The 19,641-nt window shown below is 63.6% G+C and carries 24 protein-coding genes; 9 read left to right on the top strand and 15 right to left on the bottom strand.

Translation table 11 applies throughout. From position 1 onward, the window contains the following. Window positions 1-101 precede the first annotated feature (101 nt). The gene (locus IVB18_RS00650) at window positions 102-1,136 is read left to right on the top strand and encodes an aspartate-semialdehyde dehydrogenase (RefSeq protein ID WP_247987427.1); all 1,035 of its coding nucleotides are present in this window, start codon (window positions 102-104) and stop codon (window positions 1,134-1,136) included. A gap of 47 nt (window positions 1,137-1,183) precedes the next feature. Here the strand turns inward: IVB18_RS00650 and IVB18_RS00645 are convergent, their stop codons facing one another. Further along, on the bottom strand, window positions 1,184-1,825 hold the full coding sequence (locus IVB18_RS00645; protein ID WP_247987426.1) for a carbonic anhydrase: 642 nt from the start codon (window positions 1,823-1,825) through the stop codon (window positions 1,184-1,186). A gap of 113 nt (window positions 1,826-1,938) precedes the next feature. On the opposite strand from IVB18_RS00645, the gene IVB18_RS00640 reads away from it, so the two are divergent. Together IVB18_RS00640 and IVB18_RS00635 are read left to right on the top strand one after the other, a co-directional pair. Further along, a complete protein-coding gene (locus tag IVB18_RS00640) occupies window positions 1,939-2,820 on the top strand; it encodes a CoA ester lyase (protein WP_247987425.1) in 882 nt (293 codons plus the stop codon). Window positions 2,821-2,823: 3 nt separating this feature from the next. Continuing rightward, the gene (locus IVB18_RS00635) at window positions 2,824-3,489 is read left to right on the top strand and encodes an HAD hydrolase-like protein (protein WP_247987424.1); all 666 of its coding nucleotides are present in this window, start codon (window positions 2,824-2,826) and stop codon (window positions 3,487-3,489) included. A gap of 23 nt (window positions 3,490-3,512) precedes the next feature. Here IVB18_RS00635 and IVB18_RS00630 read toward each other — a convergent pair whose 3' ends face one another. Further along, complete coding sequence (locus IVB18_RS00630) at window positions 3,513-3,932, bottom strand: hypothetical protein (RefSeq protein ID WP_247987423.1); 420 nt, start codon at window positions 3,930-3,932, stop codon at window positions 3,513-3,515. Window positions 3,933-4,234: 302 nt separating this feature from the next. Between IVB18_RS00630 and IVB18_RS00625 the strand changes: the two genes are divergently transcribed. Next, window positions 4,235-5,908: a caspase family protein gene (locus IVB18_RS00625; protein WP_247987422.1), complete on the top strand. Its 1,674-nt coding sequence runs from the start codon at window positions 4,235-4,237 to the stop codon at window positions 5,906-5,908. A gap of 325 nt (window positions 5,909-6,233) precedes the next feature. Here the strand turns inward: IVB18_RS00625 and IVB18_RS00620 are convergent, their stop codons facing one another. From IVB18_RS00620 to IVB18_RS00605, 4 genes are all read right to left on the bottom strand, one after another. Continuing rightward, on the bottom strand, window positions 6,234-6,458 hold the full coding sequence (locus IVB18_RS00620) for a helix-turn-helix transcriptional regulator (protein WP_247987421.1): 225 nt from the start codon (window positions 6,456-6,458) through the stop codon (window positions 6,234-6,236). Between the two features lie 225 nt (window positions 6,459-6,683). Then, entirely contained in the window at window positions 6,684-7,469 is a 786-nt protein-coding gene (locus IVB18_RS00615; protein ID WP_247987420.1) for a hypothetical protein, read from the bottom strand. A gap of 81 nt (window positions 7,470-7,550) precedes the next feature. After that, the gene (gene leuD / locus IVB18_RS00610; RefSeq protein ID WP_247987419.1) at window positions 7,551-8,156 is read right to left on the bottom strand and encodes a 3-isopropylmalate dehydratase small subunit; all 606 of its coding nucleotides are present in this window, start codon (window positions 8,154-8,156) and stop codon (window positions 7,551-7,553) included. Window positions 8,157-8,237: 81 nt separating this feature from the next. Beyond that, a complete protein-coding gene (locus IVB18_RS00605; protein ID WP_247987418.1) occupies window positions 8,238-8,636 on the bottom strand; it encodes a metallopeptidase family protein in 399 nt (132 codons plus the stop codon). Window positions 8,637-8,797: 161 nt separating this feature from the next. On the opposite strand from IVB18_RS00605, the gene IVB18_RS00600 reads away from it, so the two are divergent. Further along, on the top strand, window positions 8,798-9,076 hold the full coding sequence (locus IVB18_RS00600) for a hypothetical protein (RefSeq protein ID WP_247987417.1): 279 nt from the start codon (window positions 8,798-8,800) through the stop codon (window positions 9,074-9,076). An 83-nt stretch (window positions 9,077-9,159) separates the two neighbouring features. Here the strand turns inward: IVB18_RS00600 and IVB18_RS00595 are convergent, their stop codons facing one another. Next, complete coding sequence (locus tag IVB18_RS00595) at window positions 9,160-9,369, bottom strand: hypothetical protein (protein WP_247987416.1); 210 nt, start codon at window positions 9,367-9,369, stop codon at window positions 9,160-9,162. Between the two features lie 233 nt (window positions 9,370-9,602). On the opposite strand from IVB18_RS00595, the gene IVB18_RS00590 reads away from it, so the two are divergent. The 3 genes from IVB18_RS00590 (at window position 9,603) to IVB18_RS00580 (ending at window position 10,893) form a co-directional block, all read left to right on the top strand. Further along, window positions 9,603-9,836, top strand: coding sequence for a hypothetical protein (locus IVB18_RS00590; protein ID WP_247987415.1), 234 nt, complete (start codon window positions 9,603-9,605; stop codon window positions 9,834-9,836). 94 nt (window positions 9,837-9,930) lie between these two features. Next, a complete protein-coding gene (locus tag IVB18_RS00585; protein ID WP_247987414.1) occupies window positions 9,931-10,182 on the top strand; it encodes a hypothetical protein in 252 nt (83 codons plus the stop codon). A 150-nt stretch (window positions 10,183-10,332) separates the two neighbouring features. Beyond that, complete coding sequence (locus IVB18_RS00580) at window positions 10,333-10,893, top strand: hypothetical protein (RefSeq protein WP_247987413.1); 561 nt, start codon at window positions 10,333-10,335, stop codon at window positions 10,891-10,893. Window positions 10,894-11,039: 146 nt separating this feature from the next. Here the strand turns inward: IVB18_RS00580 and IVB18_RS00575 are convergent, their stop codons facing one another. From IVB18_RS00575 to IVB18_RS00555, 5 genes are all read right to left on the bottom strand, one after another. Then, on the bottom strand, window positions 11,040-11,243 hold the full coding sequence (locus IVB18_RS00575) for a hypothetical protein (RefSeq protein WP_247987412.1): 204 nt from the start codon (window positions 11,241-11,243) through the stop codon (window positions 11,040-11,042). Between the two features lie 94 nt (window positions 11,244-11,337). Next, the gene (leuC, locus tag IVB18_RS00570; RefSeq protein WP_247987411.1) at window positions 11,338-12,744 is read right to left on the bottom strand and encodes a 3-isopropylmalate dehydratase large subunit; all 1,407 of its coding nucleotides are present in this window, start codon (window positions 12,742-12,744) and stop codon (window positions 11,338-11,340) included. A gap of 325 nt (window positions 12,745-13,069) precedes the next feature. Beyond that, window positions 13,070-13,453, bottom strand: coding sequence for a 50S ribosomal protein L19 (gene rplS, locus IVB18_RS00565; protein WP_247987410.1), 384 nt, complete (start codon window positions 13,451-13,453; stop codon window positions 13,070-13,072). A 108-nt stretch (window positions 13,454-13,561) separates the two neighbouring features. Continuing rightward, window positions 13,562-14,305, bottom strand: a complete 744-nt coding sequence (gene trmD / locus IVB18_RS00560) for a tRNA (guanosine(37)-N1)-methyltransferase TrmD (protein WP_247987409.1) — start codon at window positions 14,303-14,305, stop codon at window positions 13,562-13,564. Between the two features lie 59 nt (window positions 14,306-14,364). After that, complete coding sequence (locus IVB18_RS00555; RefSeq protein ID WP_247987408.1) at window positions 14,365-15,564, bottom strand: MFS transporter; 1,200 nt, start codon at window positions 15,562-15,564, stop codon at window positions 14,365-14,367. A 196-nt stretch (window positions 15,565-15,760) separates the two neighbouring features. Between IVB18_RS00555 and IVB18_RS00550 the strand changes: the two genes are divergently transcribed. Next, window positions 15,761-16,672, top strand: a complete 912-nt coding sequence (locus IVB18_RS00550; protein WP_247987407.1) for a LysR substrate-binding domain-containing protein — start codon at window positions 15,761-15,763, stop codon at window positions 16,670-16,672. Between the two features lie 6 nt (window positions 16,673-16,678). Here the strand turns inward: IVB18_RS00550 and rimM are convergent, their stop codons facing one another. The 3 genes from rimM to ffh all read right to left on the bottom strand — a co-directional run bounded on the left by rimM (window position 16,679) and on the right by ffh (window position 19,173). Next, window positions 16,679-17,200, bottom strand: a complete 522-nt coding sequence (gene rimM / locus IVB18_RS00545) for a ribosome maturation factor RimM (protein WP_247987406.1) — start codon at window positions 17,198-17,200, stop codon at window positions 16,679-16,681. Window positions 17,201-17,209: 9 nt separating this feature from the next. Then, on the bottom strand, window positions 17,210-17,542 hold the full coding sequence (rpsP, locus tag IVB18_RS00540; RefSeq protein WP_247987405.1) for a 30S ribosomal protein S16: 333 nt from the start codon (window positions 17,540-17,542) through the stop codon (window positions 17,210-17,212). An 86-nt stretch (window positions 17,543-17,628) separates the two neighbouring features. Continuing rightward, window positions 17,629-19,173, bottom strand: coding sequence for a signal recognition particle protein (ffh, locus tag IVB18_RS00535; RefSeq protein WP_247987404.1), 1,545 nt, complete (start codon window positions 19,171-19,173; stop codon window positions 17,629-17,631). Between the last annotated feature and the right edge of the window lie 468 nt (window positions 19,174-19,641).

The raw sequence follows: 19,641 nt of genomic DNA, 5'->3' as shown, positions 1-19,641 counted from the left end.
ATGGTCCAACGTTGTCTTGAGGCCGGTTCTCGCATAGAAGCGCTGCTCTTCCTGTTTAAGCGTCAGCTTCAGGAAAGGGCTTTTTCATCGGAGAGTGAACGATGGGTTACAAAGTCGCAGTCGTCGGCGCGACCGGCAATGTCGGACGGGAAATGCTCAACATCCTTGATGAGCGCAAATTTCCCGCGGACGAGGTCGTTGCATTGGCGTCACGCCGCAGCATCGGCGTCGAGGTCTCCTATGGCGACCGGACCCTGAAGGTCAAAGCGCTCGAGCATTACGACTTCTCCGACGTCGACATCTGCCTGATGTCGGCGGGCGGCTCGGTGTCGAAGGAATGGTCGCCGAAGATCGGCGCCGCCGGCACGGTCGTGATCGACAATTCCTCGGCCTGGCGCATGGACCCGGACGTGCCGCTGATCGTGCCGGAAGTGAACGCAGACGCGACGGCGGGCTTCAAGAAGAAGAACATCATCGCCAACCCGAACTGCTCGACTGCGCAGCTCGTGGTCGCGCTGAAGCCGCTGCACGACAAGGCCACCATCAAGCGCGTCGTGGTCTCGACCTATCAATCGGTGTCGGGCGCCGGCAAGGATGCGATGGACGAGCTGTTCTCGCAAACCAAGGCCGTCTACACCAATAGTGAACTGATCGCGAAGAAATTCCCGACGCGCATCGCCTTCAACGTCATCCCCCACATCGACGTCTTCATGGAGGACGGCTACACCAAGGAAGAGTGGAAGATGATGATGGAGACCAAGAAGATTCTTGATCCCAAAATCAAGCTCTCCGCGACCTGCGTGCGCGTGCCGGTGTTCGTCGGCCACTCCGAAGCCGTCAACATCGAGTTCGAGAATCCGATCACGGCGGATGAAGCGCGCGATATCCTGCGCAAGGCGCCCGGCTGTCTCGTCATCGACAAGCAGGAGCCCGGTGGATACGCCACGCCGTATGAAGCGGCCGGCGAGGACGCGACCTATATCAGCCGTATCCGCGAGGATGCGACGGTGGAGAACGGTCTCGTGCTGTGGTGCGTGTCGGACAATCTGCGCAAGGGCGCCGCGCTCAACGCGATCCAGATCGCGGAGGTGCTGATCAACCGCAAGCTGATCAGCGCGAAGAAGAAGGCGGCGTAGCCGGCGAATGGTGAGTGGCGAATAGCGAGTAGATCATTCGCCACTCGCTATTCGCCATTCGCCCTCTTGAATTCCTTCGCAACCTGATCCAGCACGAACAGCGATCCCTCCGCGACGCCGAAATAGGCGCCGTGGAGCTGCATCTGGCCGGCATCGACCGCCTGCTGCACGAACGGAAAGGTCATCAGGTTTTCCAGGCTGCGGAACACTGCAGCCTTCTCGATGCGCACCACGAAATCCTGCATCGACTCGTGGCCGCGCTGCTCGACCACCTCGCCGGGCTTGATGAACATCTGCATCCAGCGACCGATGAAATCGCCTTCCGACAACGGCGCGGTCTTGTCGACGAAGGCGCGGATGCCGCCGCACTGCGCGTGCCCGAGCACCACGATATGCTCGATGCGCAAAACGCTCACCGCATATTCCAGCGCGGCCGAGACGCCGTGTGCGCCGCCGTCGGGCTGATAGACCGGCACGAGGTTGGCGACATTGCGCATCACGAACAGCTCGCCGGGGCCGGCGTCGAAGATGACCTCCGGCGATACGCGGGAGTCGCAGCAGCCGATCACCATCACTTTGGGCGACTGCCCTTTCACCGATAAGTCACGGTAACGGGTCTGCTCAGTCGGCAGCCGCTGGGTCGCGAAGGCCCGATAGCCTTCCAGCAATTGCTGAGGGAACGTGATCATGGCTATGCCTAATCATATACCGATCGAGCGAACAAGCCTTTCGAACAGGCAGGCCAGGTGCTATCGGCTCAGGTCGAGAAAGATGCTCGAGGAAACCGGAAGGAATGCTTGCCATGACCCGCCCGCGCCGCAGCCATCTATTCATGCCCGGCTCCAACCCCCGCGCGCTGGAAAAGGCGCAGAATTTGCCGGCGGACGGCCTGATCCTGGATCTTGAAGATTCCGTTGCGCCCGACGCCAAGGCGGTCGCGCGCGACCAGATCGCTGCCGCGATCGCGGCCAAGGGGTTCGGCAAGCGCGAGATTTTGATCCGGACCAACGGCCTCGACACGCCCTGGTGGGCCGATGATTTCGCGATGGCCGCAAAAGCTTCGCCGGACGGCATCCTGGTTCCAAAGGTGTCGAGCGTTGAGGACCTCGACACGATCGGCCGCAGGCTGGCCGAGCTCGGCGCGGCGCCGACGGTGAAAGTCTGGGCCATGATCGAGACAGCGCGCGCGGTGCTGCATGCCGAAGAACTGTCCGCCGCCGGACGGGATCCGAAGACGCGCCTCTCAGGCTTCGTGTTCGGCCCGAACGACATCTCGCGGGAGACTCGAATCAAGATGCTGCCCGGCCGCGCCGCGATGATCCCGATCATCATCCACTGCATCCTGGCGACGCGCGCCCATGGCCTCGAAATTCTCGACGGGCCCTACAGCGACATCGCCAATTCGGACGGCTTCGCCACCGAATGTGCGCAGGGCCGCGATCTCGGTTTCGACGGCAAGACGCTGATCCATCCGTCGCAGATTGAGGCCTGTAACGCGATCTTCACGCCGCCGGAGGAGGAAGTCGCCCGCGCGCGAAAGATCATCGCGGCCTTCGAACTGCCGGAGAACGTCTCGCGCGGTGCGATCCGGCTCGACGGCGCGATGGTGGAGCGGCTGCACGCCGACATGGCGCGGCGGACGATCGAAATCGCGGACGCGATCGCCGCGATGGGCAAGGGTTAAGGAGTGTCTCCGTCGCGATCCGTACTCCTGGATCTCGACGGAACGCTGGTCGATTCGCAGCCGGGCATTGCCGCAAGCTGCCTGGCCGCACTGCGTGCACTCGGACACGATCCCGGCGAAGCACTCGATATAGAGCGCTTTATCGGACCACCGCTCGAAGATGTGTTGCACGCATTGCTGGCGACGCAAGGAGACGACCGGATCGATGAAGCCGTGGCCGCCTATCGTCAGCACTACGGCGCAAGCGGTCTGCTCGGGAGCGAGCCCTATCCCGGAATCCGCGGCGCGCTTGAGGAGATGCGGGAAGCGGGACTGCAAATCTACCTGGCCACATCGAAGCGCGAAATCTTTGCGCGACGAATCCTCGAGAACCTAAATTTCGCGACATACTTCGACGGCATCCACGGCTCGGTGCCGGGCGGCGCGCTGGATCACAAGCCTGAGTTGCTTGCCCATATCCTGTCTGCACAGAATACCCGTGCTTCGCACAGTCTCATGGTCGGGGATCGCCGGCACGACATCGTCGGAGCCCACGCGGTCAAGATGCGCGGCCTCGGCGTGCTCTGGGGATATGGCAGCCGGGATGAGCTCGAAGCGGCTGGCGCAGATCAATTGGTGGAACGTCCTGCTGATCTCGCGCACGTCGTCTTGTCAATGTTGAACGGATAGCCTCCGTTTCAAGGCGCTGCGCGTCAGCGCGGTGCGAGGTCGGCGCGGCCTAGCGATTCCAGCGTCGACGCATTGGCACAGTAGCCATGGCGGTTCTCCGCCGCGGTACCGCCGGCGAGGTCGCGGTCGCATTGTCCCTTGTGATGGCACAGCGAGCAGACCCGCTCCATGTCGCGCAGCAGCAGCGGCTGTGCACGGCCTAACCCTTCCGCGCTGATGCCGCGCTGCGCCAGCATTTTTGGCAGCTCGTCGGCGGCGTGCCGGCCGTGACGGACCAGTTCCTCCAGGTCGTCGGGCGCGATCCTGAGATCGTTCGCGATCCGGTCGAAATCGGCGCGATCGAGCTGCCGCAACTCGTTCAGCTCGCGGCGATGCTTCAGCCAGCTCGCAAAGGATTCGATGAGGTCCTGAACCACGGGATAGGGTCTGTTCGCAGCGCTCATGCGAAGCTCCATTGGGCTCATCCAGCTGGAGCCGAATAGAGCACACCGGTGCAGATGCGCGTTGCGCTGGATCAAATACAGCTTTCGTGTCCCGGACGCGGTGCGGCGCGAAGTGCCGCTCCGCTGAGCCGGGACCCATCTCGCCGCAGTGCTGGGTCCCGGCTCGGCAGCGCATTACTGTGAACCTCTCCACCGCCTATGCGTAGACTTCCCTCGAAGCCCACAATTTGCAGCTTTACCCGTTGCCGTGGTGAACAGGGGTGCTACCCTCGCGGCCGATATTTGAGCCGGGCAATCATTTGATGCAGATCTTTCGGGCAGCAATCTTTCTCGTCACGCTACTTTGGTTCTCCCAGCCGGCGATCGCGCAGCAGGTCCGGGTCGCTCTTGTCATCGGCAACGGCGCCTACGAGAAGGTGCCCGAGTTGCCGAATCCGACTCGCGATGCGGCCGACATCGGTCGCGCGCTGGAGCGGCTGGATTTCAAGGTCACTCAAGTCAAGAACGCGACCGCGCAAGAGATGAGGAAGGCCGTCGTCGGGTTCGGCCGATCTGCCGAAGAGGCTGACATAGCCGTCGTTTTTTACGCCGGGCACGGCATGGAAGTCGGTGGCGAGAATTGGCTGATTCCAATCAGTGCGGAGCTGCGCAGCGATGTCGACATCGAAAGCGAGGCCATTAGTCTGCGCTCGGTGAGCCTTCAAGTTTCGAAGGCACGAAAGTTAGGCCTCATAATACTGGACGCGTGCCGCAACAACCCTTTTGCCGCGAAGATGAAGCGCTCGGTGAGCACCCGGGCCGTAGCTCGTGGGCTCGCGCCGACGGAACCTTCCGACAATGTTCTGATCGCATATGCCGCACGGGACGGCACTACAGCAAGCGATGGCGACGGTCGGAATAGCCCCTTTACGGCGTCGCTTCTTCGCCACATCGAAACGCCAGGTCTGGAAATATCGTTTCTCTTTCGGCGGGTTCGTGACGACGTGATGACGGCAACCAAGCGCGAACAGCAGCCTTTCGTGTACGGCTCCTTGTCGAAGGAAGAGATTTACCTAAAAGCTCCTGCCGTTGCCGGTCAGGCGCCAGTCGCGTTGATCCCGGCGCCTCCAACCCTCGCGGAAGACGAGAAGTTTTGGCTGGCCATCCAGACGTCGACGGTGGCAGGCTTCTATGAGGAATTTCTGGAAAGATATCCCCGCAGCAACCATGTTGCGGAAGCTCGCCAGCGGATCAAAGGTCTCAAGGCGAACGAAGTCGCGGCACTATCGACTCCGGCCGCCCCTCCCAAATCGGATGCGAGCGGGCGCCCGGGCACTGATGTCAAGCGCGTCGTCCGAAATCCATTTACGCCGGAAGATAACCAAAAAATTTCTGTCATCGCAGCAGCTCAGCAACTCGAACTGCCGAGCTTCACCGTCTCGCCCGATCAGAACGACACTCTCAATGCCGATTCCAAATTTGTCGGCGTGTGGTCCAACAAGCGGGGATGGTCCAATGGCAAGGGTCGCTACGCCATGGTGATTATCACGGAGGTCTCCGCTACGGGCTTGGCCAAAGGGTTCTACCTCTGGGGGCCGCCAACGAAACTATCGTGGATGAAGGATGTGGCGGGATACAGACCGTTCGCAGAGTATATTGTGAACGACAAATTCTCCATCGGCGGAACGCCAGTTAGCGTCAGGCTAGACAAGAATGTCCTCGCCCTGTCCTCCTTCAAAAAGGAGAATTCGTCCGAGACTGCGAGCATCGAGCTTCGTCCGGTCTGGCAGCTTGTGCCAGTCCCTGAGGATGTCGAACCATCGACCAGGCGCGAGAAAACTTCGCGACCTCATGCGGTCAAAAAAGAGAGCGCGGCCAAACCGAGCGCTCTGAGCAATGCCGGCGGAGCAAGCATGGAAGAGCGTTATCGTGCGTGTAGAAAGCTCGTGAAGGGATTTGCCCAGCGCGATGCTTGTGCGCGAAACGGAGCGATCTAGATCTGGACGACGGTCCGCCGGAAGGGTCGAGCCGCCGCATTTCGTTCATCTCGCCGCGGTGCTTAAGCAGGCGGAAGGACTCGACGAGATCCTGGACCACGGGATAGGGCGCCGCTTGCGGTGCTCTTGTGAAGCTCCATTCGAAACGCGAAATTGGAGCGGAATAGAGCGCAATGGTGCAGACGCGCGTCCGCTCCACCGCCCACGCATACAGGCTGCCCTGAATCGGCTTCTCGCCGCCGCGGCATTTTGGCGAAATGTGCAGGGTGATGATGTCGGGGTCGGTGACGAGGCCGAGATAGCTCGACGCCTCGAAGAACAGCTTTCAGCGCCGGAGGACCTTGATGCCGTTTTCCTTGAAGTCCTCAAAGAATGAAACGCCCCCTTCCTCCAGCGCAACTCGCATTGCCGTTAAATTATTCCGCGTCGGCTCCCGCCGTCCTGCCTCAAAGTCTCTCACCGTCGAAACGCCGACGTTCGCGTTCTTTGCAAGCGCGTCCTGAGGCCAATTTAGCCATGCTCGCGCGGCTCGACACTGTTCCGGGGTCATTCCCAAAATATGATGATGAAAACGAATTTCGTCAAGCTCAACGATTTAAGTTGATGTTGGTTATTGTCGACGTCTAGCAATGAGATGAACGGAAAATGCTGGTCCTCATGTTGCAACACTTCCTTCTAGTCTAACGGCGAAGGCGAGGTCTGATCTCGTGTCCCGGATGCGGCTCTGCGCAGTGACGCCAAGCACGCTGCAGCGCGTCCGGGACATAAGAGGGAGTTACGCGAACCGCTCCGCCGCCCACGCATACAGGCTGCCCGGGATCGGCTTCTCGCCGCCGCGTCCCTTGGGCGAGATGTGCAGGCCGATGATGCCGGGATCGGTGACGAGGCCGAGATAGCTCGACGGTTCGAAGAACAGTTTTGGCTCGGCATGCACGGCGTAAAACGACTGCTTCGGCAACGCGCAGCTCAACTCCCCGGTGCGGCGCGCGAGTGCGGTCAGCGCTGCCGGCCCGAAGATCGCGATGCGAATATCCGAGAGGCGATTCGAGCCGCCACGCAGGCGGCGCATCGCAAACGTGATGCGATGGCGCAGCGACAGCCAGTTGGGCGTCAGCTCCCCCTGCTCCATCAACTCCTCGAAGGCGGCAACGATGCCGTGCTCCGGCGGAAGATAGATCACGGAATTGCCGAGCTGCCGCGGCCGCTCCCAGGCAAAGTAGGGTTTTGCCGGATCGATCTCGGCGGACTTCAAGAGCAGCACGTCGGCATCGAGCCAGAGGCCCAACCCCTTCGCCATCAGCTTCATGCGGAAGAAGTCGCTGAACTGAAGCGTGGTCCAGTCGCGCCAGCTCCCGTCCGGCTGCGGCGGCCGCAGCCGTTCGGAGAAAGAATGCGGCAGAATCGCTTCGGCGTCCGCATTGCCGACGCCCGCGGGCAGGCCGGGAATGGTGTCGAAGCTATAGACCGTGACCTTGTGGCCAGCCGCGAGCTGCGAGCGCAGACAGGTCTGGCGCAGTGCGTCCATCGGGCCATGCCAGAAGGTGACGATGTCGGGCAGCATACGCGGAAGCTATAAGGGATAATCAGGGCAAAGAAAAAGCCCCGGCGCTGATGACGCCGGGGCTCAAACGGGAAGTCGATCTCAGGCCCAGGCGCGTTCGCTCTTGAGCTTCTCCTCGTAGGTGTCGATCGAGGACTTCTTCTCCATCGTCAGTCCGATGTCGTCGAGGCCGTTGATCAGGCAGTGCTTGCGGAACGGGTCGATCTCGAACTTGACCTTGCCGCCGTCGGGACCGCGGATCTCCTGGTTCGGCAGGTCGATCGTCAGCGTCGCATTGGCGCCGCGCTCGGCGTCGTCGAACAGCTTGTCGAGGTCTTCCTGCGAGACACGGATCGGCAGGATGCCGTTCTTGAAGCAGTTGTTATAGAAGATGTCGCCGAACGAGGTCGAGATCACGCAGCGGATGCCGAAGTCGAGCAGCGCCCAGGGCGCATGCTCGCGGCTCGAGCCGCAGCCGAAATTGTCGCCGGCCACCAGCACCTTCGAGTTGCGATAGGCGGGCTGGTTCAGCACGAAATCCGGGTTCTCGCTGCCGTCGTCCTTGTAACGCTGCTCGGAGAAAAGCCCCTTGCCAAGGCCGGTGCGCTTGATGGTCTTGAGGTACTGCTTCGGAATGATCATGTCGGTGTCGACATTGATGATCTTCAGCGGCGCCGCGACGCCTTCCAGCGTGGTGAACTTGTCCATGGTTGCGCTTCCCGGGGTGGGTTCAGGGGAACGTGTATTTATCGCGATCGGGGCCCGAATCCTAGGCCGAATTCGGCAGATCTAGTCTGCCTGAGCCTCAATTGCGGCCATATCGTCGTCCGAGAGGCCGAAATGGTGGCCGATCTCGTGGATCAGCACATGGCGGACGATATGGCCGAGGTTCTCGTCGTGCTCGGCCCAATAGTCCAGGATCGGCCGGCGGTAGAGCCAGACCATGTTTGGCAGCCGCGCCACGTCGCCAAAACTCTGCTGCGGCAGGCCGACGCCCTGGAACAGGCCGAGCAGGTCGAACTCGCTCTCGCATTCCATCTCGTCCAGGACCTCCTCGGTCGGGAAGTCATCGACACGGATGATCACGCCCTCGCAGAGGCTGCGAAATTGCGCCGGCAGGCGCTCGAAGATGTCGTGCGCCGTCGCTTCCATCTCGGCCAGCGAGGGCGCTTTCAATTCCGTCCACATGCGCTTCTCTTAGCGCGGGTTTCCCGCCGATGCATCCGGCTTTATAAGCGCGGCGAGGTTGACGGGCGCCGCCAAAACGGGGAGCGTACGGCACCTTGATGGGGACGTTTCAGGTGGGTGGTACGATGCGGGCGGGAACAGCGGTACTGATTCTACTTTGCATGGGGTTGTTTTCGCAATTTTGCGGTAGCGCCGAAGCCCAGACGGCCGGTCCCGAAGTCCGATTGGCCCAGGCCGCCTCGCCCGACGGCCCGCCGCCGCGCAAGCGGCCGCCCGCCCGGCTGCGCGTCACGCCCTACTACACTCCGGACGGCGTCTATCCGCGCTACAATCCGGGCCCCGATGCGGTCCGCGAGTGCAACGCGACCTATGTGCAGGAATATAGGCCCAGCGGCACGGTGATCGTGCCGCATATGAGCTGCTACTGGCGCCGGGGCTGACGGCAGCATGATCCGGAAAAGTGGCGTCCGGTTTTCCGACAAGATCATGCTCAATCAAGAATCTCAAGCGCGACGATCGCGCCTCAATGTCCGCGTAGCGCGCCGATCAATCCGGCGCCGACGATCAGCGCGGACGCGCCATAGACCAGAATCGCCATCACGGATTGTGTGAGCGGGCTTGCCGCGCCGGCCTCGACGCCGGGTCCCTGCGCGGCAAGCGCCGTGCTCGCGCCGAGGGCGACGCTCGCCGCGATCGCGAGGCGAGATATCCGCAGTCCGTGAAAACGTGCCATGACCATCTCCCGTATTCGCTCGACCAGAAGGTACGTGCGTCGTGGACGGCTGGTTGTTGGTGGCGCGTGAAATGTTGCGCCGGCATTTTGGAACTTGCCGCCTGTCTTTCGCATTCACGTCGGCGGCGCGTTCATTCATACGCGATTCAGGCGGTGGACTCTAGCGTCGTCCCCGTGTCGCAACGTCTGGTCAGTGCGCGCACCGCAGGAACGATGTCAGGAGATCCAACCAAATGCAGTCTTTGAAAGTCTTGGGCCTTGCGAAAGTCTTGGGCCTTGCGGCCACCGGAGCGTTGTTCGTCCTCGCCGCGCCGGTCGAGCGCGCGCAGGCGGTGTCGCTGATCAATCCGGGTGCCGCGCAATCGGTGCAGGATGAGGCCAAACCAACGACCGAGGTGCGCTGGCATCGCCATCACTGGCGTCGTCCTCACTGGCGTGGACACCGTTGGCATCACCGTCGTTGGTGAAGCGGCGGCGTTGATAGGAACAGGCCCGGATCCCGGGCCTGTTTTAACTTGCGAACGGCCTCACGAAGCCCGCATGCTGAGGGCGGAGGTCGTTATGACGAGATGGATCGGAGTTGCCGTTGTTCTGGCAATCATGGCCGGCTTGCCGGCTGCGGCGGCCAAGAGTGCAACGAAGCAACAGACGTCAGCGATGGATATCGGCGCAGGGCGCCAGCATCGACACCACGACGGTGCGCGCCGCTCTATCCCCTACGAGCCGCACTACTATGCGCGACCTGTTTACTACCGGCCTTATCCCTACCGCGTGCCCGCGCCCTTCGTGTTCGGCTTCGGACCGTGGTGGTGAAGCAGCAGCGTGATGCGCGGAATGTCCTTCATTCATGACGCGTTCACGTCGCTATCCCTAATTTAATGTCGGGAGCGACCGCAAATGAACAGCGACGGCGAGCCGAGATGCGGCGTCGCAACCTCGCTGTCCAAATTCATGGAGAACTCTATGCTGAGGATTGTTGATCCCAGGACAGGCGTGCGCTTGATCCGCCTGCTCGGGGTTGCGGCCGTCACAACGCTGATGCTGTCGGCGGGGACTGCGCATCGCGCCGAGGCGATGACTCCAATCAATCCGACAGCGTTGCCGGCGGCGAAGCCCGTCGCCGACGACATGATCACGCAAGTTCGGCACGGTGGCGGGGGTGGTGGACATGGCGGAGGTGGCTTCCATGGCGGCGGCGGTTTTCGCGGTGGCGGCGGCTTCCATGGTGGCGGGGCGCATTTCGGCGGCATCCGCGGCGGCGGTTTCCATGGCGGCCATATCGGCGGCATCCGCGCCGCGCCCGTCTATCACGGCCACGTTGGCGGCTATCGCTATGGCGGCTTCCATCGCTATGGCGGTTTTCACCGTCCCCATTACGGCTATCGTCACTTCCACCGGCGGTACTACGGCGGCTACTATCCCTATTACAGCTATCCGCGCCGCTGCCGGGTCATCTGGACCTATTACGGTCCGCGCCGCATCTGCCGCTGGCATCGCTGGCACCATCCGTACCGCTATTGGTAATTTGAGCCGCGCTGCCGAGGTCTATTCGTAAAGCGTCATGCCGATCGCACCGTCATTCCGGGATGGCGCATCAGCGCCAGACCCGGAATCTCGAGATTCCGGGTTCGATGCTTTGCTTCGCCCCGGAATGACGTGCGTGGCTACAGCTAATCCTTCAGCTTCCACGACGCGGCCTTCCACCGCATCAGGTTCTCGAGCTTCCACTGCTTGAACATCGCCGGCGGCCAGCGGCTGAGCCGTGAGGTCTCCTCGACCTCCGGCCTGGCGACAATGCGCAGCGGCGTTGCGCGACGCCGGTGCTGGCGGGTCGCCTCGCCGATCAGATCGACATATTCAGGCTTGTTGGCCATGGCGCGCGTCCTCGCGTATCCGTCGCGAGGACGCAGTGTCGGCAATGCCGATTAACAGCCGTTTGCCGCTTTAGTTCAAATTGCAGGGAGCGGCTCAGCGCCACTCCCGCACGTCGACGAAGTGACCCGCGATCGCGGCCGCCGCCGCCATTGCCGGCGACACCAGATGGGTGCGGCCCTTGAAGCCCTGGCGGCCTTCGAAATTGCGGTTCGAAGTCGAGGCGCAGCGCTCTTCCGGCTTCAGCTTGTCCGGGTTCATGGCGAGGCACATCGAGCAGCCCGGCTCGCGCCATTCGAAGCCGGCCGTGATGAAGATCTTGTCCAGACCCTCAGCCTCGGCCTGCTCCTTCACGAGGCCGGAGCCCGGCACGACCATGGCGTTGACATGCGCCGAGACCTGCTTGCCTTCCGCGATCTTGGCGGCGGCGCGCAGATCCTCGATGCGGCCGTTGGTGCAGGAGCCGATGAAGATGCGATCGAGCTTGATGTCGGTGATCTTCGTGCCCGCGGTCAGGCCCATATATTTCAGCGCGCGGTGCTTCGAGAGACGCTTGGCCTCGTCCGCGATCTTGTCGGGATCAGGCACGATGCCCGTCACCGAGATGACGTCCTCAGGGCTCGTGCCCCAGGTCACGATCGGCGGCAGCTTTGCAGCATCCAGCCGCAGCTCGTGGTCGAAATGCGCGCCCTTATCGGAGCGCAGTTTCTCCCAGTAGCGCATCGCCGCGTCCCAGGCGGCGCCCTTCGGCGCCTTGGGACGATCACGCAGGAAGTCGTAGGCCTTCTGGTCGGGCGCAACCAGTCCGGCGCGCGCGCCGCCTTCGATCGACATGTTGCAGACCGTCATGCGGCCTTCCATCGACAGCGCGCGGATGGCATCGCCGGCGTATTCCAGCACGTAGCCGGTACCGCCGGCGGTGCCGATCTCGCCGATGATGGCCAGGATGATGTCCTTGCCCGTCACGCCCTCCGGCAATTTGCCGTCGACCGTGACGCGCATGTTCTTCGCCTTCTTCTGGATCAGCGTCTGCGTCGCCAGCACGTGCTCGACCTCGCTCGTGCCGATGCCGTGCGCGAGCGCGCCGAACGCGCCATGCGTCGAGGTGTGGCTGTCGCCGCAGACGATGGTGGTGCCGGGCAGCGTAAAGCCTTGCTCGGGGCCGATGACGTGGACGACGCCCTGGCGCTTGTCGAACTCGTCGTAATATTCGATACCGAATTCCTTGGCATTATCAGCCAGCGCCTTGATCTGCTCGATGCTCTCCGGATCCGGATTCGGCTTGCTGCGGTCGGTGGTCGGCACGTTGTGATCGACGACGGCGAGTGTCTTCTCGGGGGCGTGGACCTTGCGCCCGGTGGCGCGCAGACCCTCGAACGCTTGCGGTGAGGTCACCTCGTGCACCAGATGGCGATCGATATAGAGCAGGCAGGTGCCGTCCTCGGCTTCGTGCACCAGATGGTCGTTCCAGATCTTGTCGTACAATGTGGTCGGCTTGGACATGAGCGTCAGCTCCGGGAATGTTGTGCAGCGGATATGCGCGGTTACGCGCGGGGCAACAAAGTCGTCTTCGGCGCAGCGTTTAAGCTGCGGAACTAAGCTCTGACGTTGCCGAGGTCGCGAAGCGTCCGAAGAACCGGCCAGGCAGCCGCGAGCGATCGTCGATGACGATGCGCTTGACGGGTCCGAAGCTGGTCAGATCTGGAAACATTCCAAGAATATATAGCAGGCCGAACTGGAATCGCGAGGGCTTTGACGCGCACGGCTGACGCAACAAAAAAGCGCGGGGTTTGGCCCCGCGCTCTTCGAAACTCGCCTGTCTTCGAGACTACTCGTTGACGGCGGTGGGGCGGTCCTGCTTCTTCTCGACGATGCGGGCCGACTTGCCGCGGAGATTGCGGAGGTAATAGAGCTTGGCGCGACGCACCTTGCCGCGGCGCACCACCTTGATCGAGTCGATCATCGGCGACATCACCGGGAACACGCGCTCGACGCCCTCGCCATAGGAGATCTTGCGGACAGTGAAGCTCTCGTTGAGGCCTCCGCCGGAACGACCGATGCAGACGCCTTCATAGGCCTGAACGCGGGTACGATCGCCTTCGACGACCTTCACGTTGACGATCAAGGTGTCGCCGGGCCCGAATTCCGGAATGTCCTTGCCGGCGGAGAGCTTGTCGAATTGCTCTTGTTCGAGCTGCTTGATCAGGTTCATGGGTAATCTCCATCGGCGCGCCCAGCCTTGGAAACGGGGGCTGCGCAAAATTCGTCTATCCAGCCATTGCGGATTTGGCCGCTGCTATAAGGCAAGCCGGAACGTTTGTCACCCGTCTGTCGTGCTTTTTGGCGTTTTTTGGCCGGCCGCCCGATTCGGGGCCTTCGTCCACAGATCCGGCCGCCGGGCCGCCGTCAGAGCCTCGGATTCCGCCCGCCGCCACGCCGCGACCTTAGCGTGATCGCCGGAGGTCAGGATCTGGGGGATCGGAACCCCCTCGAAGGTCTGCGGGCGGGTGTATTGGGGGTATTCCAGCAGCCCGTCGGAGAAGCTCTCCTCGGTTCCCGAGGCCTCTTTGCCCATGACCCCCGGCAGCAGCCGGACACAGGCATCAATGAGCGCCATGCCTGCGATTTCGCCCCCGGACAGCACGTAGTCGCCGATCGAGACCTCCTCCAGGCCACGGGCGTCAATCACCCGCTGGTCGACCCCTTCGAACCGCCCGCAGACGATAAGGGGGCCGGGGCCCTGGGCAAGCTCTGCAACCCGGGTCTGGGTCAATGGCCGACCGCGCGGGCTCATCAGGAGTTTCGGCCGTTCCGGGCCGATCCCGGCCGTGTCGATCGCGGCGGCCAGAATATCCGCCCGCAGCACCATGCCCGGGCCGCCACCGGCCGGGGTGTCGTCGACGCTGCGGTGGCGGTCGGTCGCGGAGGCCCGGATGTCTCGCGCCTCCAGCTCCCAAAGCCCGGACGCCAGCGCCCGCCCGGCCAGGCTCACGCCGAGCGGTCCCGGAAACATCTCCGGAAACAGCGTCAGCACGGTCGCGCGCCAGGGTGAGGAGGTGGTCATGGCCGCTGGTTATGCCATTGCAGCCGACAGGTCGAGGCCTCGCGCAAGCAGAGCGCTCCTCAGGCGTTGGAGCAATGCCCGCCGGGCTCCTCGGACAGGTGCGATGCCAGCATCAGCGCCAGCGGGCAGATGACAAGTGCGGTGGCGGCGGTCGCCGCGGTCGCCATGGCCGGGCCGAGGACATCGCCGAGCAGGCCATAGAGCACGGGCGCGATCGCGCCCGAGCCAATCGTCCCCGTGTAGAACAGCGCGAAGGCGCGTTCGGTGCGATCACGCGGTGCAAGTTCGGGGACCGTCCCATAGAGGACGGAGGACGTGCCGTTGAGCATCACGCCGAGCAGCGGCAGCGCAATGATGGCCGACGTGAGCGGCAATGCCAGCACGGCCATGATTAGCAGCGCCGTTCCGCCTTCGGTGAGCAGCACCGTGCGCAGCGTGCCGATGCGCGCGCCGAGCCAGCCGCAAGTGAACTTGCCGGCCGCCCCTCCGATGAAGACCAGCGCGAGCGCGAAGCCGTTGGTCGGCAGCGATGCGCCCTTGTCACGCAGCAGAAAGGGCAGGAATGTGAGAAAACCCATCCTGACGGCGGTGTCCAAAATTCCGATCGCGAGCAACCAGTGGAAGCCGCCGCGGCCGGCGTGCGTGCCTTGCGATGGGCCTTTCGATTGGCTGGCGGGCCCCTTGCCAACCGCCGGCATCAGCAGGGCGAGGCCGGCCGCGACGAGCAGTCCTGCCAGCGCCAGCAGAAGCAGGGCGTGCCGCCACGACATCACCACCAGCAGCAACGCGGTCAGTGCGGGGATGGCTGCCTTTCCGAGATCGCCGGTGAAATTGTAGATGCCGAGCGGTCCCCGCGCCGCCTGGCCATAGGCGCGCGCCACCGCCGTCGAAGCGATCGGGTGCTGCGTGCTCGACCCGGCGCCGGAAAGTGCGAGCGCGAGGCCCAATGCCACCACCCCGCCGGACAGCCCGGCGCAGACATAACCGAGCGCCGCCACCAGGGTGCCGATCGCCAGAATGATCTTCCCATCGATCCGCTCGGCGAGACGGCCGACGGGGATTTGCAGCCCGGCCATGGCGCCGGAATAAAGCCCGCGCATCACCGCCAGCAGCCCGTAGCTCAGGGCAAACTCGGTCTGCCAGAGCGGCAGCAGCACGTAGATCAGGTCGGTATAGCCATCGTGGAGGGCGTGGTTGACGCCCGTCGCCGCAAGTGTGCGGGCCGCCCGGCTCCGGTCCTGCGATCCGGATTCAGCCATAGGCGCCTCCCGCGAAGAGCAGGGCGGATCGAGCTAGTGACAGTAAAGCTGAAGACGAGATTGCCACGATATCGCGCCCGCGGATCTGGAAAGGGAAGCCGTGCGAATGCCTTGGAGCGCATTATGAGATGTTTTATGGTTCTGTCACAAACCAGTAATAATTGGACCATGCGTTAGAAATTCTGACAGAGCGCTCATGTCCGTCCCGCGTCGCAGCCTGCCTCCCCTGAATGCGGTCCGTGCCTTCGAGGCGGCCGCCCGGCTCGGCAGCTTCAAGGAGGCGGCCGTCGAGCTTGCCGTGACCCATGGTGCGGTCAGCCAACAGGTCCGCCTCCTCGAAGAATGGCTCGGTGCACCGACGCTATTCCGGCGATCGGTCCGGCGGGTGGTGCTGACGCCGGCCGGCGCGGCGCTCCTGGCGGAGTTCGGCCCCGCACTCGATCGGATATCGGCCGCCGTGCAGCAGCATCGGGCGCGGCGCGGGGATCCACCGGCGGCCGTGTTGCGCGTCAATGCGCTGGCGACGTTCAGCCTGCGCTGGCTGCTGCCGCGCATGAGCAGGTTTCGCGCCGAGCATCCCGACATCGAGGTGCGCCTGTCGACGTCGAACGATCCGGTGGATGCGTTGCCTGAGCTTTTCGACGTGGTGATCCGCGGCGGCCCGGACAGCTTCCACGGCTTCGCGTCGCGCGTCCTGTTGTCGGAGCGCAGGCTGCCGGTCTGCAACCCGTCCCTGCTTGCGCAATTGCCTCTGGCGGAGATCACGGATCTATCGCGGCACACGCTGTTGCATGTCACCTCGACGCCGCGCCTGTGGCGGGACTGGCTGACCGACGCAGGCCAGCCGTCGCTGGAGCCTGCGGCGTCGCTGACGTTCGATCATTTCTATCTGACCATCCAGGCCGCGCTCGACGGTCTCGGCGTGGCAATGGGGCCGACGGCCCTGATCGCCGATGATCTCGCGGCCGGGCGTCTGGTGACGCCGTTTCCGAAGATCAGCCTGCCGGCCCGAAGCTACTTCGCCTACTTCCCGGAAGGGCGCAGCGACGATCCGCACCGCGCGGTGTTCTGCGATTGGCTGGAGCAGCAGGGACGGCGGATGGACTGAACCCGACTACGGCTGTTCGTCGTCATCGCCCTCGATCTCCTGCGGCAGCGCGATCACGACGCGTCCGCTATTGAGATCGACCTCGGGCACCACCGCGTTGGTAAACGGCAGCAGCATCGTCGTGCCCTTCGGCGGCGCTATCTCGATGATGTCGCCGGCGCCGAAATTATGGATCGCGAGCACGCGGCCGAGCGCTTCGCCGGTCATGGTGACGGCGGCGAGCCCGATCAGGTCGGTGTGGTAATATTCGTCCTCGTCGGTCGCCGGCAGTTTTTCGCGCGCGACGTAGAGCTCGATGCCGTTGAGCCGTTCGGCCTCATCGCGGGTCGTGACGCCCTTGAACGTCGCGACCAGATGATCCTTGGCCTCACGCGCCTGCGCGACCTCGAACTGGCGCTTGCCGTCCTTGGAGACAAGCGGCCCATAGCGCCGCACGGCCAAGGGATCTTCGGTGAAGGTCCACAATTTGACCGCGCCGCGCACACCATGCGCGGCGCCGATCCGCGCGACGCAGATCAGCGCCGACATGGGTTGGCCTTAGCCCTTCGCAGCGGCTTCGGCCTGCGCCTTGCGCTCCTTGCGCGGCACGGCCTTCTGCGGGTTGCTGCGCGTCTCGCGCTTCTTGACGCCGGCGGCATCGAGGAAGCGCATCACGCGGTCCGACGGCTGCGCGCCCTTGGCGAGCCAGGCCTTCACCTTGTCCATGTCGAGCTTCAGCCGGGTCTCGTTGTCCTTCGGCAGCAGCGGGTTGAAATGGCCGAGGCGCTCGATGAAACGGCCGTCGCGGGGGAAGCGCGAATCGGCGACGACGACGTGATAGACGGGGCGCTTCTTGGTGCCTGCGCGTGCGAGGCGGATAACGACTGACATTCGGTTTCTCCTTCAAAGTACGTTTTGTTCAGTTGATTGGTATTCCGCGTCACGCCGGATGCTTGCGATCCGTTGCGACGAATTCCTCATTTCTTCTTGCCCGGGAAGCCACCAAGGCCTGGCAGCAACGGCTTGCCGCTCAGCCCGGTGAGCCCTGGAACGTTCGGAAGACCCTGACGCAGGCCGGCCGGCAAATCCTTCGGCAGGTTCGGAAGGCCACCGCCACCACCCTGCATCTTGTCCTGCAATGCCTTCATCTCTTCCGGCGAAGGCGGCTTCATGCCGCCGCCGAAGCCCATCGCCTGGGCGATGCCGGCGAGCGGGCCGCGCTTGCCCGAGCCCATGGCCTTCATCACGTCGGCCATGTTCCGATGCATCTTGAGCAGCTTGTTGACCTGCTCGACGCTCTGGCCGGAGCCGGCGGCGATGCGCTTCTTGCGGCTGGCCTTGAGCACGTCGGGATGACGCCGCTCGTCGCGCGTCATGGAATCGATCACCGCGACCTGACGCTTCAAAATCTTGTCGTCGATGCCGGCGGCCGCGATCTGGTTCTTCATCTTGGCGATGCCGGGCATCATGCCCATCAAGCCGCTGATGCCGCCCATATTGGCCATCTGCAACAACTGCTCGCGCATGTCGTTGAGATCGAACTGCCCCTTGCGCATCCGCTCGGCGGTGCGCGCGGCCTTCTCCGCATCGATGTTGGCGGCGGCCCGCTCGACCAGCGACACCACGTCGCCCATGCCGAGGATGCGGCCGGCGATACGGTCGGGGTGGAAATCCTCCAGCGCGTCGGTCTTTTCACCGGTGCCCAGCAGCTTGATCGGCTTGCCGGTGACCGCGCGCATCGACAGCGCCGCGCCGCCGCGGCCATCGCCGTCCACGCGGGTCAAGACGATCCCGGTGAGGCCGACGCGCTCGTCGAAGGCGCGGGCGAGGTTGACGGCGTCCTGGCCGGTGAGGCTATCCGCGACCAGCAGCACTTCATGCGGATTCGCGGCAGCCTTGATGGCTGCTGCCTCCGCCATCATCTCTTCGTCGAGCGTGGTGCGGCCGGCGGTGTCGAGCAGCACGATGTCGTAGCCGCCGAGCTTGCCGGCTTCGAGCGCGCGCTTGGCGATTTGAGGCGGCTGCTGTCCCGCGACGATCGGAAGCGTCGGAATGTCGAGATCGCGGCCGAGCACGGCAAGCTGCTCCATCGCCGCCGGGCGGTAGACGTCGAGCGAGGCCATCAGCACCTTGCGCTTGTCGCGCTGGACGAGACGGCGGGCGAGCTTTGCGGTGGTCGTCGTCTTACCGGAACCTTGCAGGCCGACCATCATGATCGGCACCGGCGGCACGGAATTCACGTCGATGGTCTGGCTCTCGGCGCCGAGCGTGTTGATCAGCTCGTCGTGGACGATCTTGACCACCATCTGGCCGGGCGTCACCGACTTGACGACGGTGGCGCCGATCGCCTGCTCGCGGACCCGTTCGGTGAAGCTGCGCACGACCTCGAGCGCAACGTCGGCTTCCAGCAGCGCGCGGCGCACCTCGCGCATCGCGGCGTCGACGTCCTTTTCGGTCAGCGCACCGCGCCCCGTCAGACGATCGAGGATGCCGCCAAGCCGTTCCGACAGATTGTCGAACAATGCCGTTGTCCCTTGTCCTGCTCGCGCAGGGTTGCCGCATTCACCCCTGTCATGCCCCGGCTTGACCGGGGCATCCAGTACGCCGCGGCGCCTCGGTTCGAGCCGAGTTGCCTCTGGAATACTGGATCCCCCCGCCTTCGCGGGGGATGACCTTGCTCTCGTTCCTTGGCAAACTGCCAGGAAGCGATCTTCCAAACACCTTTACGCCCGAGGGCGCACAGCGCTGTCGGGCGTTGGCCTCTGGCCTCCAGGGCCAGTGGGCGGGTCGAAAAGAAAGCCTTTCCGAGAAAGTGCGCGGGTTAAACGCCGCCGGCGCCCGAAAGTCAAGGAAAGTTAGTGCGCCGAGGCAGGCTTGAGAAGGCAAGGCATTGAAAATATTACCCTTCCGGCGACGGGTTCCTTTTCCCACAGCACCGCCCATATAGGCGGTGATGCCTTACCTCCTGTCCCGGCCCTGAAGCCTGCCCG

Source organism: Bradyrhizobium sp. 186, assembly GCF_023101685.1.
Lineage (GTDB): Bacteria > Pseudomonadota > Alphaproteobacteria > Rhizobiales > Xanthobacteraceae > Bradyrhizobium.
This window is presented reverse-complemented; position numbering and strand designations above follow the sequence as displayed.

Bases quoted from the DNA above. Each gene is read 5' to 3' on its own strand.
- IVB18_RS00650 (WP_247987427.1), top strand. From the start codon at position 102: ATGGGTTACAAAGTCGCAGTCGTCGGCGCGACCGGCAATGTCGGACGG.
- IVB18_RS00615 (WP_247987420.1), bottom strand. From the start codon at position 7,469: ATGCTGCCCGACATCGTCACCTTCTGGCATGGCCCGATGGACGCACTG.
- IVB18_RS00605 (WP_247987418.1), bottom strand. From the start codon at position 8,636: ATGTGGACGGAATTGAAAGCGCCCTCGCTGGCCGAGATGGAAGCGACG.
- leuC (WP_247987411.1), bottom strand. From the start codon at position 12,744: ATGTCCAAGCCGACCACATTGTACGACAAGATCTGGAACGACCATCTG.
- IVB18_RS00590 (WP_247987415.1), top strand. From the start codon at position 9,603: ATGCAGTCTTTGAAAGTCTTGGGCCTTGCGAAAGTCTTGGGCCTTGCG.
- IVB18_RS00595 (WP_247987416.1), bottom strand. From the start codon at position 9,369: ATGGCACGTTTTCACGGACTGCGGATATCTCGCCTCGCGATCGCGGCG.
- IVB18_RS00600 (WP_247987417.1), top strand. From the start codon at position 8,798: ATGGGGTTGTTTTCGCAATTTTGCGGTAGCGCCGAAGCCCAGACGGCC.
- rplS (WP_247987410.1), bottom strand. From the start codon at position 13,453: ATGAACCTGATCAAGCAGCTCGAACAAGAGCAATTCGACAAGCTCTCC.
- IVB18_RS00645 (WP_247987426.1), bottom strand. From the start codon at position 1,825: ATGATCACGTTCCCTCAGCAATTGCTGGAAGGCTATCGGGCCTTCGCG.
- trmD (WP_247987409.1), bottom strand. From the start codon at position 14,305: ATGACCACCTCCTCACCCTGGCGCGCGACCGTGCTGACGCTGTTTCCG.
- rimM (WP_247987406.1), bottom strand. From the start codon at position 17,200: ATGTCGGCGCTGATCTGCGTCGCGCGGATCGGCGCCGCGCATGGTGTG.
- IVB18_RS00580 (WP_247987413.1), top strand. From the start codon at position 10,333: ATGCTGAGGATTGTTGATCCCAGGACAGGCGTGCGCTTGATCCGCCTG.
- IVB18_RS00550 (WP_247987407.1), top strand. From the start codon at position 15,761: ATGTCCGTCCCGCGTCGCAGCCTGCCTCCCCTGAATGCGGTCCGTGCC.
- IVB18_RS00575 (WP_247987412.1), bottom strand. From the start codon at position 11,243: ATGGCCAACAAGCCTGAATATGTCGATCTGATCGGCGAGGCGACCCGC.
- rpsP (WP_247987405.1), bottom strand. From the start codon at position 17,542: ATGTCAGTCGTTATCCGCCTCGCACGCGCAGGCACCAAGAAGCGCCCC.
- IVB18_RS00630 (WP_247987423.1), bottom strand. From the start codon at position 3,932: ATGAGCGCTGCGAACAGACCCTATCCCGTGGTTCAGGACCTCATCGAA.
- IVB18_RS00640 (WP_247987425.1), top strand. From the start codon at position 1,939: ATGACCCGCCCGCGCCGCAGCCATCTATTCATGCCCGGCTCCAACCCC.
- IVB18_RS00625 (WP_247987422.1), top strand. From the start codon at position 4,235: ATGCAGATCTTTCGGGCAGCAATCTTTCTCGTCACGCTACTTTGGTTC.
- leuD (WP_247987419.1), bottom strand. From the start codon at position 8,156: ATGGACAAGTTCACCACGCTGGAAGGCGTCGCGGCGCCGCTGAAGATC.
- IVB18_RS00555 (WP_247987408.1), bottom strand. From the start codon at position 15,564: ATGGCTGAATCCGGATCGCAGGACCGGAGCCGGGCGGCCCGCACACTT.
- IVB18_RS00585 (WP_247987414.1), top strand. From the start codon at position 9,931: ATGACGAGATGGATCGGAGTTGCCGTTGTTCTGGCAATCATGGCCGGC.
- IVB18_RS00620 (WP_247987421.1), bottom strand. From the start codon at position 6,458: ATGACCCCGGAACAGTGTCGAGCCGCGCGAGCATGGCTAAATTGGCCT.